Source organism: Anaeromyxobacter sp. SG17 (genome assembly GCF_022690695.1).
Lineage (GTDB): Bacteria > Myxococcota > Myxococcia > Myxococcales > Anaeromyxobacteraceae > Anaeromyxobacter > Anaeromyxobacter soli.
Genome location: NZ_JALCYX010000021.1, coordinates 13,948 through 30,137, shown reverse-complemented (window position 1 = coordinate 30,137; position 16,190 = coordinate 13,948). Strand labels below are relative to the sequence as shown.

Sequence of the window (16,190 nt, the reverse complement as noted above, 5' to 3'; positions counted from 1 at the left end):
CCCCGACCCGCGCACTGCCCCACCGGAGGAACACCCATGAAGAAGCTCCTCGCCGCAGCCCTCGCCGCCGCCGTCCTGGGCGCGCTCGGGCAGGCCGCCGCCGCCGAGCCGTACGCCACCACCAAGGACGCCGAGCTGCTCGTGCACCGGGCGGCGCTGTTCATGAAGAAGGAGGGCAAGGAGAAGGCGATCGCGACGTTCAACGACGCGCACGGTCCGTTCATCTACCGGGACCTGTACGTCTTCGCGTACGACCTCGCCGGCAACTGCCTCGCGCACCCGACGAAGCCCGAGCGTGTCGGCAAGAACAACATGGGCGACAAGGATCCCGACGGGAGGTTGTTCGTCCGGGAGCGGATCCTCCTCGCCCGAAAGCACGGCAAGGGCTGGCAGCAGTACAAGTTCAACAACCCCGTCACGAACAAGGTCGAGCAGAAGGTGGCGTACTTCGAGCTCGTGGACGGGGTGGTGCTCGTCGCGGGGGCGTACAAGAAGTAGTCGCCGGGCACCCTCCTGCGCGCGCGCGGCGCGCCCGGCCGCCGTCAGGAGGCGGTCGGCGCCGCCGCCGCGCGCGCCGACCCGGCGCCGGGGACCTTTCCGGCGGCGCGGAGCGCCGCGAGCTGCCGATCGAGGCGCGGCAGGACCTCCTCGTGCGTGTAGCGGACGAGGTGCTCGCCGAGCACGGCGAGCGTCACCGCGCGCGGGAGCGCTGCGGGTCCGAGCCGCAGGGCCTGGCCGACGAGGCGCCAGAAGTGGCGGCGGCGCGAGCCGCGCAGGCCGAGGCGCCACAGGGTCCGCGCGAGCGTGGCGAGGGACCCCGGCCTGAGCGGGCTCGGGCGCATCGGCGCGAGCGCGAGGTGCAGCGCGCAGCGACGGAAGTAGGCGTCCTCGTCGTAGAGCTCCGCGAGCAGCCGGCGGTAGCCCTCGAGGAGCTCCAGATCGCCCATGGCGGGCTCGAAGTTGGTCTCGCCGAACTGGTCCCCGGTGGACTCGGCGCGAAGCCGGCCCTCGCGCGCGAGCCGCCTCCAGAGGGCCGTGCCGGGCAGCGCGGTGAGCGTCCCTACCATCGCGCGCGGGATCGGGAGCGCCTGGATGAACGCGCGCTGGCGCGCGAACGTGCCCGCGTCGTCCGCGTCGAAGCCGACGATGAACCCGGCGAAGACCTCGAGCCCCGCGGCCGTGAGGCGCCGCACCGCCTCCGCCGGATCCACGCGCAGGTTCTGGCGCTTGCCGGCCTCCTGGAGGGCGGCGCGATCGGGCGTCTCGATCCCCACGAAGACCGCCGAGAACCCGGCGTCGACCATCGCGGCGAGCAGCTCCGGCAGCGTCGCGAGGTCGAGGCTCGCCTCGGTGTAGAGGTCGAACGGCCGGCCGTGCTCCGCCTGCCAGCGCGCGAGCTCGGGGAGGAGTCGCGCCGCGGCGCGGCGGTTGCCGATGAAGTTGTCGTCCACGAGGAACAGCGGCCCGCGCGCGCCGAGCCGGTGGAGCGCCTCCAGCTCGGCGAGCACCTGCGCGGCCGACTTCACCCGCGGCACGCGCCCGAAGACCTCGATGATGTCGCAGAACTCGCAGCTGAACGGGCAGCCGCGCGACACCTGGATCGCGTGGCTCGCGTAGCGGTCCAGGGCGAGGAGGTCGAAGCGGGGGACGCGCGCGAGGGCGAGGTCGGGCCGGCCCTCGCCGGACGGCGAGAGGACGCGGTCGTGCGCGCCGGGGCGCTCGACCGCCGCGACGAGCCGCTCGAGCCGGCCCTCGGCCTCGCCCTGGAACACGTGGGCCGCCTCCGGGAACCGCTCCGGCGCGATGGTGGGGGCCGGCCCGCCCGCGACCGTGACCTTCCCGAGCGCGCGCGCCCGCGCGAGGACGGCGCGCATCGACGGCGCCTGCACGAGCATGCCCGAGACCAGCACCGCGTCCGCCCAGCGGAGGAGCTCGTCCGGCAGCGCCTCGAGGTGCTCGTCGTGGAGCCGGAGCTCCCAGCTCGCGGGCAGATGCGCCGCGAGCGTCGCGAGACCGAGCGGAGGAAGCGCCGCGTCCTTGCGGATGAACGGGAGGCTGTGCCCGTAGCCCCAGTACGTGGGCGGCGTGGAACCCTGCACGAGGAGCGCACGCATTCACGCGGTGTACGCCTCGCCCGTCATCCGCCCGTCACGGCCGAGCGCCATCGGTGGGGTGACCAGGCCGAGGCGGGTCGCGAGCTCGGAGGAGCGCCGGCCGAGAGGCCCCCGCCAAGGGCTCGTCTACCCAGCTCGGGGCACCCCGCCGGCGCGCTCGGGGTGCAAACGTCCGCTCCGGCCGCGAAGGGTTGCGGCGAGACGCCGCGCTCGCCATGTGTCGTCGCGGCTCCGCTCCGGGAGCCCGAACGAAGGAGAGATCCATGAAGCTCGTTCTCCGCGCCGCCGCCGCGCTCGCGATCCTGGGCCTCGCGACGCCCGCCTTCCCCTGCGGCGACAAGCAGATGACGACGGCGTCGTCCTCGACGACGACGGCCTCGACGAAGAGCAAGGCGGCGGTCGCGAAGGCCGACAAGAAGGCGGCGGCGAAGACCGCCAAGGCGGCCCCGCAGAAGGCCACGGCCACGAACTAGCCTCGAAGCTGGCAGCGCCCCCCGCATCGCCACGGGGGGTGGGGCGTCGCCGGGCTCCGGGCCGGCGGCGCCCTTTTTTGCCCTGAACGGCCGAGCGTGATTAGCGATCAGGCGAGCAAAGCGAGCCCGCCGGGGCGACGCCGCGGAAGCGGCGAAGCCGCTCGCGGCGGCGCACGGGACCCGGCGAGCAGGGGTGGGGTCCCCGACGACGGCGGCCAGCCGTCGGCGGGGCGGGGGCGCAACCCCCGTTCGAAAATGCCTGAACGACAGCGTGATTCGCATCACCGAAGGTGATCGGCGAATCACGAAACTGTCGTTCAGGGCGCTTTGTGCTTCGTGAAGTCGTGCCCGCGCAGCGCGAGGCACGGGTCCTCGCGCTCGGCGGCCGGCGTGAACACGACGAAGTCGAACGGGAGCGTCCCCACCCCGAACTCCGAGGCGTAGAGCGCCGGGTCGAGCTTTCCCTGCGAGACCTCGAACAGTCCCACCGAGACGACGCGCCGGCCGGGGAGCTCGCGCTCGAGCGAGGCCGGGACGCCGCGGTCGGTGCGGGCGTGGCCGTTTCCGGTCACGAGGATCGCGCCGCCGGCCGCCTGGCTCGCCGCGGCGAGGCGATGCGCCATCTCCGCGTCGCGGGCGCGCTGCGCGAGCGCGAGCCGGTCGAGGATCGGGTCCGGCATCGGCGCGTCGCAGTGCGCGGCCTTCATCTCGGCGCGCAGCGAGGCGACGACCTCGGGGGGGAGCGGCTCCGCCTTCTGGAGCGCGGCGCGGAGCTCCGGGGTGAGCGCCTCCTGGCCCTTCATCGCGATCGCCTTCGCGAGGGGGACGGGCAGGTTCGCGCCGACGATCGGCATGCCCGCCTCGAGCCCGGCGGCGAAGATGGGCCGGTAGATCGCGAAGTCGTACCAGCCGCTGTGCTTCCAGTCGACGGCCCGGGCGATCGCGTCGGGATCGCGCGGGGCGCGGGCGATCGCGGCGTCGATGGCAGGCTGGTCGTCCTCCTCCATCATCTCGAAGGCGAGCGCCGGCCGCTTCCCGGCGGCGCCTATCGCGCGCACCAGCCGCGCCTGCAGCACGTGGTGGTCGGGGTTGTCGTGCATCTCGCCGAGCATGACGACCTCGGCGCCGTCGACCGCGCTCGTGAGCGTGGCCTCGTCGACGAGCCGCCCCGCCCGCGCGTCCCAGATCTTCCCCACGAGCGGGTGCTCGCGGTGGCGCTCGGACATCCACGCGCGCTCCTTCGAGATCGGCTCCTGCAAGAGCTTCTGGTTCGCGGCGCAGGCCGCGGAGAGGATTGCGAGGGCGGACGCGGCGACGAGTCGGTTCGGGCTCACCCGCACAGAGATAGCGCGTCCCGGCGAGGGACGCTCGCGTCCGGTGGGGACGCCGCACCTCGCGTGATGCGGGCGCGCTCCCCCCGCCCCGGGTGGCGCGCGCGTCAGCGCGCCGCGGCCGACGCTGCGGCCGGGTCCTGAAGCTTCACGGCGACCTCGAGCCGCTCGGTGCCGAGGTGACCGCGCTCGACCACCTCGGGGCCGCGCCACGACGTCCAGCCGGGCAGCCCGCGCTGCCACGCGTGGGTCATCTGCCAGAGCTGGAGGCGCGAGTTCGCGAGGTACAGGTAGAGCCCGCGGCTCGGGTTCCACGGGTTCCGCAGGGCGATCGCGAGCCCCTCGTCGGCGCGCCCGTGCAGCGTCCCGTCCCACCGGAAGAAGCCGCGCCCGGCCTCGAACGGCAGCTTGCCCTCGCGCGCGAGCCGCGCGACGAGCGCGTTGTCGGCCGCGCCGCCGAGGACCACGAGGTCGTGCTCGGCGAGGTCGGCGTCGGACACCTCCGCGTCCGCCGCCAGCGGGGGGAGGACCTCGGTGAACGCGTCCGCCACGGTGTCGCGCCAGACGAGCGCGAGCGAGTGGCCGGCCTCGACCTGGCGGGAGGAGCCCCACACGAACAGCGCGCCCGGGAAGTCGTCGAGGAGGTTCGGCAGCACGAACGCGTCGTCGCGCCCTACGGCGGCGTCGCCGCCGAGCGCCACTCGCTGCGGGCGCTCCGAGAGCTCGAACGTGAACGTCCGCGTCGCGGCGGCGGGGACCTCGATCCGCTCGTAGCGGATCGTCTTCTCGCCCCGGATCGCGAGCGTGGAGACGAACGGCCAGGGGTTCGTCCTCTGCGCGATCTCCACGGCGAGCCGGAAGCGGTCGCCCGCGCGCGTGGCGACCGCGGAGAGCACGGGGTCCGGGAGATCGGCGCGCTCGAGCCACGGCCTCACGAACGGCGCGACGTCCTGGCCCGCCGCCGCGGAGAACGTCCGCAGGAAGTCCTCGGTGCGCATCGGCTTCCCCGCGTACCGCTCGTGCACCGCGCGCATGCCCTTCGCGAACGCCGCGTTCCCGAGGCGCAGCCGAAGCTGGTGCAGCGCGAAGGTCCCGCGGATGCGGGGGATCTGGTACGGGCCGTAGCGATCGTAGGCGGGCGACAGCCGCGCCGGCGCGGCGGCGCCCTCGCGCAGCGTGAGCCAGGCGAGGCGCGCGGACAGGTCATCGAGGCCGGCGCGGAGGGCCTCGAGCGCCTTGGCGGGCTCCTCGGGGAGCTTCGCCAGGAGCGCGTGGTACGCGGCCGAGCCGCTCGTGAACCAGGCGTCCGCGTCCGTCGCGGGGAACACCGTGTCCTTCCAGAGGAGCTTCGGATCGTAGGCGAGCGCCGGGGCGATCCCGGCGAGGTCCGGCTTCGGCTTCGCGCCGGGCGCGGCCGCCGCGCCGGACGCCGGGCGGGCCTCCCGCGCCGCGCGGGCGCGGGCGAGGCCGTCCGCCACGACGATGGGGCTGAAGGTCGTGTAGCCGAGCGTGAGGTGCGGGATGGCGTCGGGGAGGTCGGCCGGGATCCACCTCCCGCCCACCCACTTCTCGCGCAGGGTCGTCTTCCCGTAATGGGCCAGGAACACGAGCTTCTCCGCCATCTCCGCGGTGGTGAGCTTGCCGTCGCAGGCGTGGGGGCGGTTGAGCGGCGAGGACGCCCAGAGCCTCACGCCCGCCTCGAGGTCGATCCCGCCCCGGCCGTGCTCCCGGTAGAACTGCTGGAAGGCGATGTCGCGGTTCCAGGCGGGGAAGTTCACGTCCACCGGCGCGTCGCCCGGACCGAGGGTGAGCTCCCGCCGCACGGCGGGATCCCGCGCGTTGTTGTTCGCCCACACGAAGTCGCGGAGCCCGCCCGGCGTGTCGCCGCGGCGGCCGCGCGCGCCGGTGCGCCACAGGCGGCTCGCCTTCGTGCCGAGGAGCAGGCACGCGCCCTCGTCCGTCTTGGCGTCGGCGATCGTCCAGTCGTTCGAGTAGAGCCCGTTGTTCCCGGCGCGCAGCAGCGCCGCGACCTCGTCGATCGAGGAGCCGTACTGCGCCGCCTTGCGGATCCGGTTCGACTGCGGGGTCCCGGCCGGCTCGAAGGGCGTCTGCCCCACGGTCGTCTCGCCGATCACCATCCCCGCGCCGTTCAGGTACCAGTCGGACCCGGAGTGGATGCCGCCCGGGAAGGTCTGCATGACGAGCCGGTGGCCCTTCGCCGGCACGACGTCGAGCACCACGTCCCAGTGCACGCCGGTGTAGCCGTTCCACATGAACAGCTGCCCCATGACGAAGCGGCCGCTGCGCGTGGCCGACCGGGTGGCGACGAACGACGAGCAGCGGTCTCCCTCCGCCTGGGCGGTCTCGTCCTCCGCCTTGACGAAGCTCCGGCCGCTGAGCGGCGTGCGCGAGACCTGGAGCGCGTCGTCGAGCTGCCCGAGGTCCACCGCCGAGTTGAGCGCGGCCACGTCGAGGAGGTCGAGCGGGCGGCCCTTCCAGCGCGCCCCCGCCTTCGCCGCGCCGTCGGCGATGCCCTTCATCTCCTCGAGGTACTCCGCGTCGAACTTGCGGAGCATGAGCGCGTCGGTGAGCCGGCGCAGGTCGTTCCAGCCGCGCTCCGGGTCGGCCTTGTCGTGCTGGACGGCGACCTTCGCGAGGAAGCGCGCGAGCTCGTCCGCGACGAGCGCTCCGTACTGCGCGCCGCGGGCGTACGGTTCGCCCTCGACGTGCACGAAGATCCAGCCGCCGTCGTCGTAGCGGAACCCCTTGCCCTCCCAGCGCACGGTCTCGAGCGGGACGTACTCGGTGACGTCGTCCACCGGCTCGAGCCGCACGTCGTCGAACACCGCCTCGCCGGTGGCGCGCCCGTTGCGGCCGAGGTGCAGCGCGACGCGATCCTCGGGCGCCAGCGCGAAGAACAGGAGCGAGAGCCGCCCCTCGCCGCTCGAGGGCGCCTGCGGCGAGCAGTTCGTGAACGGGGTGCTCGCCATCGCCACGCACGCGCCGAGCGCGGTGGGGTAGCGGGCGAGGGGATCGGCGCGGACGCCGCGCGTCCGCACCCACGCCGACAGGCGGTAGAGCTTGCCGACCTCGAGCCGCACGGGCGCGGAGGCGACCGTGACCTCCGCGCCCGACGCCGGCGCGTTGATCGCGAGCGCGCGGGCGCCCGTGGCGCGCGCGGCGTCGGTGACCGCCACCCGCGCCCCCTCGGTCGCGCGGACGGTCCAGGCCGGGGGCGGCGCGCCGGGCGCGCCCGCCTCGAAGCCGGGGTCCTGGAGGGAGAGGAGCGCGGGCGCCGCGGCCAGGGCCGAGGCGAGCAGGGCAGTGACGGGCATGCCGCGATTCTCGCGGATGCCCGCCCAGCTCGCCAGCGCGCGGCGCGCCCGTGCGGGACGCTACTTCGCGTTCTTCAGCTGCTCGAGCTGGGTGCGGGCCTGGATCGCCTGGCCGCTGCTCGGGTCGGTGGCGACGACCTTCTCCCACGCCTCCACCGCCTTCTTCGGCTGCTTGAGGTCGTACGCGTAGACGATGCCCAGGTTGAAGAGGCTCTGCAGGTGGCGCGGGTTCGCCTCGTTCGCCTTCTTGAAGTTCTCGACCGCCTTGTCGAACTGGCCGAGGGCCCGGTACATGACGCCCTGGTCCGTCAGGATGTCCGCGTTCCCCGGCTGCACCTCGAGCGCGTGGCCGTAGGCCTCGACCGCCTTCTGCGGCTGGTTCGTGTCGAAGTAGTCGTTCCCGAGCTGGGTCCAGGCCTGGACGTTCCTGGGATCCTGCGCGACGGCCTGCTGGAGCATGGCGATCCGCTGCTGGACGTTCACGCCTCCCGGGGCGCCAGGCACGCCTCCCATTGCGCCGGGCATCCCGCCCGCGGGCGCGCCGGCGGGCGCGGCGACGACCGGTGCGTGCGGGGTGCCGCCCCCCATGCTCGAGCCGACCGAGTAGCCGATGATGAGGCCGGCGAGCACGCCGACGAGCAGCGCGATGACGGTGTTCTTGTTCAACGGACTTCCTCCTCTTTGCGGACCGGCGGGTCCGGACGTGCGATTCTCGCACAGGAGCGACCCGGCAGGTACTCACGTCGTTCGCTCCCGCCCGGCGGGAAGGCGAGGCGGCGGGCGAGGCCAGGGTACACGGTGAGGTGAACATGCGGAGCACGTCCCTCGAGATCTTCGTCGCCGCCCTCTGCGCGGTCCTCCCCGCCGTCGCGGCGGCCGCGCCGCCCGCGGGCGACTACCGCGTCGCGGCCACGGTGCGCGTGCACGCCGGCGGCGTGCTGGATCGCGAGGTGCGCGAGGACGCGCGGGCGGTCGTCGCCCCGGCCTCGGCGGGGCGGGTCCGGGTGCGGCTCTCCGCGCGCGGGAAGACCTGCGAGCTCTCCGCCCGCGCGGGCGCGCAGGGCGAGCTCACCTTCACCCCGGGCCAGCGCTGCGCGCTCGACCTCGACGAGGAGGACGTGCGCGGGCGCGTGGACGCGACGCTCGGCTCGGGCACCGGGCGGGCGCAGGGAGACGCGCTCACGCTCGCGCTCGCCTGGAACCTCGCCGGCGCGGTGAGCCTGCGCGTGGGCGGGCAGCGGATGGAGGTGATGGGCAGCGAGATCGCCGTGCCGGACGCGTGGGCGCCGGAGGTTCCGCTGCGCGGCACGGCCGACGCGCGCGGGGAGGGGAGGCGCTCGGGGGCGAGGTAGCGCGTCTTCCGGGAGGCCGACCGCGTTCACCCAGGGTGGCAGCCATCGCCAGCGGTGGTTCGCTCGCTCACCGCCGCCGGAGCGGCAGCCGGATCTCGAACACCGTCCCGCGCTCCGGGTCGGAGCGGAACGACACCGCGCCACCGAGGACCTGCTCGCCGAGGAGCTTCATGCCGTAGGTCCCGAGGCCGCGGCCGCGCGCGGCCTTGGTGCTGAACGAGCGCTGGAAGATCCGCCCCCGCACCTCGGGCGGGATGACGCCCGCGTTGTGGACCTCTAGCGTCGCCTCGCCGCCCGCGGCGCTGCACGAGACCCCGACCTCGCCGCCGGGCGGGCTCGCCTCGAGCCCGTTCACGACCATGTTCACGAGCACGCGGAGGAGGAGCGCGGCGTCGGTCTCCACGACGAGGTCGCCGGGCGTGGCCCCGATCGCGAGCCGCCGCTCGCGCGCCGCGGCGTGGAACGAGAACACCGCGTCGAGCTCGGCGAGCAGGTCCGCGGCGCGCACCGGCCTGGGCTCGAGGGTGAGCAGGCCGCGCTCGGCGAGCAGGAGGGCGCGGTGGTCGCGGATCTCGCGCTCGAGCTGGGCGGTGAGCTGGTCCATCCGCTCGAAGGCGGCCGCCGGCTGGACGGTGCCGCGCCGCAGCCGCGCGGCCCAGCCGCGGAGCCCGGCGACGGTGTTGAGGACGTCGTGCAGGAAGAGCTGCTCGAGGGCGTCGCGCCGCTTCTCCGCGGAGACGTCGCGCAGGGACACCGCCGTGAAGGCGTGGCCGTCCACCGGGAGCGGCGTCGCGCGGACGTTGAACTCGAGGGCGGCGCGGCCGGGGAGCTCGCTGCGCAGCAGGCACTCCGCCTCGAGCGAGCGCGCCTCGCGCTGGGAGCACAGGATGGCGGCGAGCGCCCCGCACTGCCGGCACGCGGGCGACGCGCCGCAGTACCCGGAGGCGTGCGCGTTCACGCACCCGAGCGCCTCGCCCATCCGCAGGCCCGAGAGCTCTCCGGTCCCGCCCGCGAGGTGCGCGCGGGGGTTCGCCGCGACGATCTGGCGCTGGGCGTTGAGCACCAAGATCGCCCCGTCGGCGGCCTCGAGCACGGCCGTCACCACGGGGCTCCGGCGCGCGGCCTCGATCTCGCGGCGGACCTGCTCCGGCGCCGCGCGGCGCGCGTCGGGGAGGGGGGTGGGCACGGCGCCAGGCGGGGGCGCGGCGGTGTCGGGTCCGCACATGAGAACGAACAGGATATCCGGGCCCGGCCCCGGCCGTCTGCCTCCGGAGGTCCCCGAGGTTCGGGACACCGCGCTTGACCGGCGCGGTGGCGCCCCGACAAGCTGCCGGGATGAAGATCCAAACACCAGCCCCCGCCGATCTGTTCCAGGTAGAGGACCGGCTGTCGGACGAGGAGCGGCTCGTTCGCCGCGCGGTGAGCCGGTTCGTGGACGAGCGGTTCCTGCCGGTCGTGCAGCGCCACTTCCGCGCCGGGACCTTCCCCCTCGAGCTCGTCCCCGAGATGGGCGCGCTCGGGATCTTCGGGATGACGCTCCAGGGCTACGGCTGCGCGGGCGCCTCGGCGATCGCCTACGGCGCGGCGATGCAGGAGCTCGAGCGCGGCGACTCGGCGCTCCGCAGCTTCGCCTCGGTGCAGGGGGCGCTCTGCATGTATCCCATCCACGCGTACGGCTCCGAGGCGCAGCGCGCCCGGTTCCTCCCGGCCATGGCCCGGGGCGAGATCGTCGGCTGCTTCGGGCTGACCGAGCCGGACTTCGGCTCCGATCCGGGCGGGCTCCGGACGCGCGCCGTGCGCGACGGCGACGCCTACGTCCTCGACGGCGCGAAGGCGTGGATCACGAACGGGAGCCTCGCCGACGTCGCGCTCGTCTGGGCCAAGGTGGACGGCGACGACGCCCGCGCCATCCGCGGCTTCCTCGTGGAGACGGGCACGCCCGGGTTCACCGCCAGAAACGTCGAGGGCAAGCTCTCGCTCCGCGCGTCGATCACCTCGGAGCTGCACCTCGACGGCGTGCGCGTCCCCGCCGAGAGCGTGCTCCCGGGGACCGAGGGGCTCGGGCTCCGGGCCCCGCTCTCGTGCCTGTCGAAGGCGCGCTACGGGATCGCCTGGGGCGCGGTGGGCGCGGCGATCGCCTGCTTCGAGTCGGCGCGCGCCTATGCGCGCGAGCGGATCCAGTTCGGGCGGCCGATCGCGTCGTTCCAGCTCGTTCAGGAGAAGCTCGTGGACGTGTGGGAGGGGATCGTGAAGGGCCAGCTCCTCGCGCTCCGGCTCGGCGAGCTCGAGGGTCAGGGCGGCGCGACCGCGGCGCAGATCTCGATGGCGAAGCGCGCGAACGTGCGGATGGCGCGCGACGCGGCGCGGACCTGCCGGGAGATCCTGGGCGCCGCCGGCATCGTCGACGACCACCCGCCCATGCGGCACATGGCCAACCTGGAGTCGGTCTACACGTACGAGGGGACCCACGACGTTCACACGCTGGCGCTGGGGAGGGCGGCCACGGGGATCGACGCGTTCACCTAGCTCGCATACCGGGACCCCCCGCTCCCACCTGGGCCGTCGCCCCGCGCCCGCTGCCCGTTACCCAACGGTCGCGGTCCCCCTCGACCCGGAGCGCGCCGATGCCCCACCTCTCCTTCGACCTGAACTTCGCCCCCACCGCCGAGGAGAAGCGGCGCTTCGCGGAGGCCGTCGTCGGCCACTTCGCGAGGATCATGGACACCGGCACCGATCACATCGGCCTCACCCTCCGCTCCTACGGCCGGGACGACCTCGTGTTCGGGCGCGCGGAGCAGCCGGAGAGGGGCATCGCCTTCCTCGACGCGGACATCCGGCGCGGGCGGACCGCCGACCAGAAGCGGCGGCTCGCCCTCGCGATCATGGACGAGCTCGAGCGGATCTGGCGCGTGCCGAAGCGCAGCGTCTACGTCGTGTACACCGAGCACGACGGCGAGAACTTCCAGCTCGAGGACCGCGTCCTGCCGTCGTGGACGGAGGGCGAGGATCCCCTGGCGGGCTAGCGCCCGCTGACGTTCGAGGCGGTGGTCGCCGGCTCCGAGGAGTGAAGCCCCGGAGCCGGTCGCGCCCTCACCCGGCCCAGTCGAGCACGACCTTGCCGGACTGCCCGCTCCGCATCACGTCGAAGCCGCGCTGGAACTCGTCGATGGGGAAGCGGTGCGTGACGACGGGCGAGATGTCGAGCCCGCTCTGCAGCATCGCGACCATCTTGTACCAGGTCTCGAACATCTCCCGGCCGTAGATGCCCTTCAGCACGAGCCCCTTGAAGACGACCTGGCTCCAGTCGATGGCCTCCTCCCCGGGCATGATCCCGAGGAGCGCGAGCCGGGCGCCGTGGTTCATCACCTCGAGCATCTGCCGGAACGCGCGCCCGTTGCCGCTCATCTCGAGCCCGACGTCGAACCCCTCCTTCATCCCGAGGTCCTTCATCACGCCGCGCAGCTCCTCGCGCGCGACGTTCACCGCCCGCGTCGCGCCCATCTTCCGCGCGAGCTCGAGCCGGTAGTCGTTCACGTCGGTGACGACGACGTGGCGGGCGCCGACGTGGCGCGCGATCGCGACCGCCATCACGCCGATGGGGCCGGCGCCCGTGACGAGCACGTCCTCGCCCACGAGGTCGAACGAGAGCGCGGTGTGGGTGGCGTTGCCGTAGGGATCGAAGATCGCGGCCACCTCGTCCGGGATGTCGTCCGGGATCCGGTAGACGTTGCTCGCCGGGATCACCACGTACTCGGCGAACGAGCCGGGCCGGTTCACGCCGACGCCGACGGTGTGCCGGCAGAGGTGGCGCCGGCCGGCGCGGCAGTTCCGGCAGAACCCGCAGGTGACGTGCCCCTCGCCGGAGACGCGGTCGCCCGGCTTGAACGCCTCGATCTCGGCGCCCACCGCGTCCACCACGCCCACGTACTCGTGTCCGACGATCATCGGCACCGGGACCGTGCGCTGGCTCCACTCGTCCCAGTTGTAGATGTGGACGTCGGTCCCGCAGATCGCGCTCTTGCGGACGCGGATGCGCACGTCGTGGACGCCCACCTCCGGCACGGGCGCGTCCTGCACCATCCAGATGCCCTCGGCCCGCTTCGACTTCACCAGCGCCTTCATCGATGTCTACCCCTTGCCCTCAGCCGCGGATGACGCCGAGCGCGCGACCGACCTTCGCGAACGCGCGGACGGCGAAGTCGAGGTCGTCCCGCGAGTGCGCGGCGCTCATCTGCGTGCGGATGCGCGCCTGGCCCTTCGGGACGACCGGGAAGAAGAAGCCGATCGCGTAGACCCCCTCGTCGAGCAGGCGGCGCGCGAACTCCTGCGCCAGCGGCGCCTCGTGCAGCATCACCGGGATGATCGGGTGCTCGCCCGGGAGGAGCTCGAAGCCGAGCCTCGTCAGCTCGGCGCGGAAGTACGCGGCGTTCTCGCGGAGCCGGCGGCGGAGATCGTCGCTCCGCTCCACGAGGTCGAGCACCTCGAGGCTCACCGCCGCGATCACCGGCGCGAGCGTGTTCGAGAAGAGGTACGGCCGCGCCTTCTGGCGGAGCCACTCCACCACCTCGCGCGTGCCGGCCACGTACCCGCCCGACGCGCCGCCGAGCGCCTTGCCGAGCGTGCCGGTGACGAGGTCCACCCGGCCCATCACGCCGAAGTGCTCGGGCGTGCCGCGCCCCTTCTCGCCGATGAACCCCACCGCGTGGCTGTCGTCGACCATGACGAGCGCGCCGTGCCGCTCGGCGGCCTCGCAGATCGCCGGCAGCTTCGCGAGGTATCCGTCCATCGAGAACACGCCGTCGGTCACGACGAGCTTGAAGCGCGCGCCCCCGGCCTCGGCCTCGGCGAGCTTCGCCTCGAGATCCGCCATGTCGCCGTTCGCGTAGCGGTAGCGGCGGGCCTTGCACAGGCGGATGCCGTCGATGATGGAGGCGTGGTTGAGCGCGTCCGAGACGACCGCGTCCTCCTCGCCGAGCAGCGCCTCGAACACGCCGCCGTTCGCGTCGAAGCACGACGAGAACAGGATGGCGTCCTCGAAGCCGAGGAACCGGGCGATGCGCCCCTCGAGCTCCTTGTGCACGTCCTGCGTGCCGCAGATGAAGCGGACGGAGGAGAGGCCGAAGCCGTGGCGCGGCAGCGCCTCCTGGGCGGCCTTCACGAGCTCGGGCCGGCCGGCGAGGCCGAGGTAGTTGTTGGCGCAGAGGTTCACGACGCGCCGGCCGTCCGCCTCGACCCAGGCGCCCTGCGGCGTGGTGATGACCCGCTCGCGCTTGAGGAGGCCGTCGGCCTCGAGCTGGCGGAGCTGGGCGCGGAGGTGCTCGGTGAAGGCGACGTTCATGGGGACCCTCGAACGGTTCGGGCCCCCGGTTTAACCGATTTCCGGGTGGGACGCCTCTCCTCGCGCGCGACCCGCCTGGAGCGGCCGGGCGGCCGGGCGGGAGGAGCCCGCCGCGCCGTCGGGCGGGGCTCCTCAGGCGCCGCGCGCGGAGGCGGCGAGGACCGCGCCGAGATCCTCGAGCGAGACGGGCTTCGCGAGGTGGCGGTCGAACCCGGCCCGCGCCGCCTTCTCGACGTCGTCCGGCAGCGCGTAGCCGGAGAGGGCGACGAGGAGCGTCGTGGCGAGCTCCGGATCCCCGCGCAGCGCGCGGGCCACCTCGTAGCCGTCCACGAGCGGCAGGCCGATGTCGCACAGGACGAGATCCGGCCGGGTCGCGCGAGCCAGCGCGATGCCGGCCCGCCCATCCGGCGCGACCGCGACCTCGTGGGCCGCGCCCGAGAGCAGGTCGCGCAGCATCTCGGCCGCGTCGGCGTTGTCCTCGATGACGAGCACGCGCCGTGGCCGGCCGAGCGCGAGCGGGTCGCGCCGAGGCTCCGCCCTGGGGGCGTCCTCGGCCGCGAGCGGCAGCGCCAGGGTGAACTGCGCCCCGCGCCCCGCGCCGGCGCTCGTGACCTCGACCGATCCGCCGTGCAGCTCGACGAGTGATCGCACGAGGTAGAGCCCGAGCCCGAGCCCGCCGCGCGCGCGGTCGAGCCCGCCGTCCGCCTGCACGAACGGGACGAACAGGCGCGGCAGGAGCGCCGGGTCGATGCCCTCGCCGTCGTCGGAGATCGAGAGGAGCGCCCGGTCGGCCTCGCGCCGCAGCGCCACCGTCACGCTGCCGCCGCCGTGAGTGAACTTCTCCGCGTTCGCGAGCAGGTTCCCGATCGCCTGGGCGAGGCGGGTCGGATCGCCGTCCACGTGGAGCGGCGCGTGGCCGCCGTCGATCCGGAGCGCGACGCCGTGCGCGGCGAGCAGGTCCGCGTGATCGGCCGCGGTCTGGCGCGCGAGCGCCGCGAGGTCGACGCGCTCGCGCCGGAGCTGGATCTTCCCGTGCGCGACGCGCGTCACGTCGAGGAGATCGTCCACGAGCCTCGAGAGGTGATCGCTCTGCCGGCGGATGACCTCGCGCGCGCGGGTGGCCTCCGGGCCTCCCGGCACGGCGCGATCGAGGACGGCGAGCGCGGTGCGCACCGGCGCGAGCGGGTTGCGCAGCTCGTGGGAGAGCATCGCGATGAACTCGCTCTTGCGCCGGTCCTCCGCGCGGAGCGCCTCCTCGGCGGCGACGCGCTCCGTGGTGTCGACGCCGGCCTGGACGAGGTGCCAGTGGTCGAGCGGGAAGAGCGAGGTGAGGTAGTGGCGCCCGTCCCACGCGAAGCGGCGCTCGAACGAGCTGCCGCGGCCGCTCGTCATGACCTCCCGCGAGGCCTCGAGGACGTCCGCGATCACGTCCGCGCCGAAGAGTTCGCTCGCGCGCCGGCCGGTGACCTCCTGGAGCGGCGCGCCGAGGAGCCGGAGCGCCTCGCGGTTCGCGTCCGAGAGCACCCAGTCGAGGACGCGGCCCGCCCCGTCCCGCACCACCGTGTAGATGAGGACGTGCTCGCGCAGCTCGTCGAAGAGGCGACGGTAGCGGGCGCCGTCGCGGCCGGGTCCCGGCGCCGCCTCGGCGGTGACGTCGCGCAGCGCGAGGAGCCGGCCGGTACCGCCCTCGAGCGGGACCGCGGTGACGCGCCCCTCCCACCACGCCTCGCGGCCGTTCACGATGCGCGGGCGGCGCGGCAGCTCCCGCCGCTCGCCCGCGGCGAGCGGCTCGCACAGCGCCCGCGTGAGCGCGCGGTCCCAGGGGAGGAGCTCCGCCACCTCGCGCCCGATCGCCTCGTCGGCGAGGTGGCCGGTGACGCGGAGCCACTCCGGGTTGGTGCGGACCACCTTGCCCGCGGCGCTCACGAGGCACAGGCCGACCCCGGCCTGCTCGAAGAGCGCGTCCACGAGTCCGTCCGCTGCGGTGCCCCCATCGCTGCGCACGTCGGAACACCTCCGCTCCAGGTGTAGGGCGGATGATACCCGGGGGGTGGGTCCCCGTCACATTCCGTGCCGTCCCGCGAATCTGGGGCGTGCGCTGATCATGAGACGTGGCGGCTCCAGGCATCGCGCGTGGCATCGCGGCTCGCGGGTCGAGGCGGTCCTGCCGCGGTGATTGGTCACGTCGGCGGCGTGAGATCCCGCCACGGAGAGCGGCGCGCCGCGGGGCCTCGTGGGCGGGGGAGC

The 16,190-nt window shown here is 74.2% G+C and carries 13 protein-coding genes; 5 read left to right on the top strand and 8 right to left on the bottom strand.

Going from position 1 to position 16,190, the window contains the following annotated elements; genetic code table 11:
- The first annotated feature begins 36 nt into the window (after positions 1-36).
- Entirely contained in the window at positions 37-498 is a 462-nt protein-coding gene (locus MNY60_RS10420; RefSeq protein ID WP_242334842.1) for a cache domain-containing protein, read from the top strand.
- A 44-nt stretch (positions 499-542) separates the two neighbouring features.
- Here the strand turns inward: MNY60_RS10420 and MNY60_RS10415 are convergent, their stop codons facing one another.
- On the bottom strand, positions 543-2,114 hold the full coding sequence (locus MNY60_RS10415) for a B12-binding domain-containing radical SAM protein (RefSeq protein ID WP_242334839.1): 1,572 nt from the start codon (positions 2,112-2,114) through the stop codon (positions 543-545).
- Between the two features lie 263 nt (positions 2,115-2,377).
- On the opposite strand from MNY60_RS10415, the gene MNY60_RS10410 reads away from it, so the two are divergent.
- Positions 2,378-2,587: a hypothetical protein gene (locus MNY60_RS10410; RefSeq protein ID WP_242360589.1), complete on the top strand. Its 210-nt coding sequence runs from the start codon at positions 2,378-2,380 to the stop codon at positions 2,585-2,587.
- A gap of 317 nt (positions 2,588-2,904) precedes the next feature.
- Here the strand turns inward: MNY60_RS10410 and MNY60_RS10405 are convergent, their stop codons facing one another.
- The 3 genes from MNY60_RS10405 to MNY60_RS10395 form a co-directional block, all read right to left on the bottom strand.
- Positions 2,905-3,921 carry a ChaN family lipoprotein gene (locus MNY60_RS10405; protein ID WP_242360588.1) on the bottom strand — a complete coding sequence of 339 codons (1,017 nt, stop codon included), beginning with the start codon at positions 3,919-3,921 and terminating at the stop codon, positions 2,905-2,907.
- Positions 3,922-4,025: 104 nt separating this feature from the next.
- Positions 4,026-7,253 carry a C45 family autoproteolytic acyltransferase/hydolase gene (locus MNY60_RS10400; RefSeq protein ID WP_242360587.1) on the bottom strand — a complete coding sequence of 1,076 codons (3,228 nt, stop codon included), beginning with the start codon at positions 7,251-7,253 and terminating at the stop codon, positions 4,026-4,028.
- Between the two features lie 60 nt (positions 7,254-7,313).
- Positions 7,314-7,919 (bottom strand): tetratricopeptide repeat protein, encoded by a 606-nt coding sequence (locus MNY60_RS10395; protein ID WP_242334828.1) that lies wholly within the window; start codon positions 7,917-7,919, stop codon positions 7,314-7,316.
- Between the two features lie 143 nt (positions 7,920-8,062).
- On the opposite strand from MNY60_RS10395, the gene MNY60_RS10390 reads away from it, so the two are divergent.
- Positions 8,063-8,605 (top strand): hypothetical protein, encoded by a 543-nt coding sequence (locus MNY60_RS10390; protein WP_242334825.1) that lies wholly within the window; start codon positions 8,063-8,065, stop codon positions 8,603-8,605.
- A 67-nt stretch (positions 8,606-8,672) separates the two neighbouring features.
- On the opposite strand, the gene MNY60_RS24240 is transcribed toward MNY60_RS10390, so the two are convergent.
- Positions 8,673-9,791 carry a sensor histidine kinase KdpD gene (locus tag MNY60_RS24240; RefSeq protein ID WP_242360586.1) on the bottom strand — a complete coding sequence of 373 codons (1,119 nt, stop codon included), beginning with the start codon at positions 9,789-9,791 and terminating at the stop codon, positions 8,673-8,675.
- Positions 9,792-9,940: 149 nt separating this feature from the next.
- Here MNY60_RS24240 and MNY60_RS10380 point away from each other — a divergent pair, with 149 nt between their 5' ends.
- Entirely contained in the window at positions 9,941-11,131 is a 1,191-nt protein-coding gene (locus MNY60_RS10380; protein WP_242360585.1) for an acyl-CoA dehydrogenase family protein, read from the top strand.
- 98 nt (positions 11,132-11,229) lie between these two features.
- Positions 11,230-11,628: a tautomerase family protein gene (locus MNY60_RS10375; protein WP_242360584.1), complete on the top strand. Its 399-nt coding sequence runs from the start codon at positions 11,230-11,232 to the stop codon at positions 11,626-11,628.
- A gap of 67 nt (positions 11,629-11,695) precedes the next feature.
- Here MNY60_RS10375 and tdh read toward each other — a convergent pair whose 3' ends face one another.
- The 3 genes from tdh to MNY60_RS10360 all read right to left on the bottom strand — a co-directional run bounded on the left by tdh (position 11,696) and on the right by MNY60_RS10360 (position 15,947).
- Positions 11,696-12,727, bottom strand: coding sequence for an L-threonine 3-dehydrogenase (tdh, locus tag MNY60_RS10370; protein WP_242360583.1), 1,032 nt, complete (start codon positions 12,725-12,727; stop codon positions 11,696-11,698).
- Positions 12,728-12,746: 19 nt separating this feature from the next.
- Complete coding sequence (locus tag MNY60_RS10365; protein WP_242334811.1) at positions 12,747-13,943, bottom strand: glycine C-acetyltransferase; 1,197 nt, start codon at positions 13,941-13,943, stop codon at positions 12,747-12,749.
- Positions 13,944-14,075: 132 nt separating this feature from the next.
- Positions 14,076-15,947, bottom strand: a complete 1,872-nt coding sequence (locus MNY60_RS10360; RefSeq protein ID WP_242334808.1) for an ATP-binding protein — start codon at positions 15,945-15,947, stop codon at positions 14,076-14,078.
- Between the last annotated feature and the right edge of the window lie 243 nt (positions 15,948-16,190).

Excerpts from the sequence above, each read along its gene's own strand:
- MNY60_RS10420 (WP_242334842.1), top strand. The coding sequence starts at position 37 with ATGAAGAAGCTCCTCGCCGCAGCCCTCGCCGCCGCCGTCCTGGGCGCG.
- MNY60_RS10415 (WP_242334839.1), bottom strand. The coding sequence starts at position 2,114 with ATGCGTGCGCTCCTCGTGCAGGGTTCCACGCCGCCCACGTACTGGGGC.
- MNY60_RS10410 (WP_242360589.1), top strand. The coding sequence starts at position 2,378 with ATGAAGCTCGTTCTCCGCGCCGCCGCCGCGCTCGCGATCCTGGGCCTC.
- MNY60_RS10400 (WP_242360587.1), bottom strand. The coding sequence starts at position 7,253 with ATGCCCGTCACTGCCCTGCTCGCCTCGGCCCTGGCCGCGGCGCCCGCG.
- MNY60_RS10390 (WP_242334825.1), top strand. The coding sequence starts at position 8,063 with ATGCGGAGCACGTCCCTCGAGATCTTCGTCGCCGCCCTCTGCGCGGTC.
- MNY60_RS10380 (WP_242360585.1), top strand. The coding sequence starts at position 9,941 with ATGAAGATCCAAACACCAGCCCCCGCCGATCTGTTCCAGGTAGAGGAC.
- MNY60_RS10375 (WP_242360584.1), top strand. The coding sequence starts at position 11,230 with ATGCCCCACCTCTCCTTCGACCTGAACTTCGCCCCCACCGCCGAGGAG.
- tdh (WP_242360583.1), bottom strand. The coding sequence starts at position 12,727 with ATGAAGGCGCTGGTGAAGTCGAAGCGGGCCGAGGGCATCTGGATGGTG.
- MNY60_RS10365 (WP_242334811.1), bottom strand. The coding sequence starts at position 13,943 with ATGAACGTCGCCTTCACCGAGCACCTCCGCGCCCAGCTCCGCCAGCTC.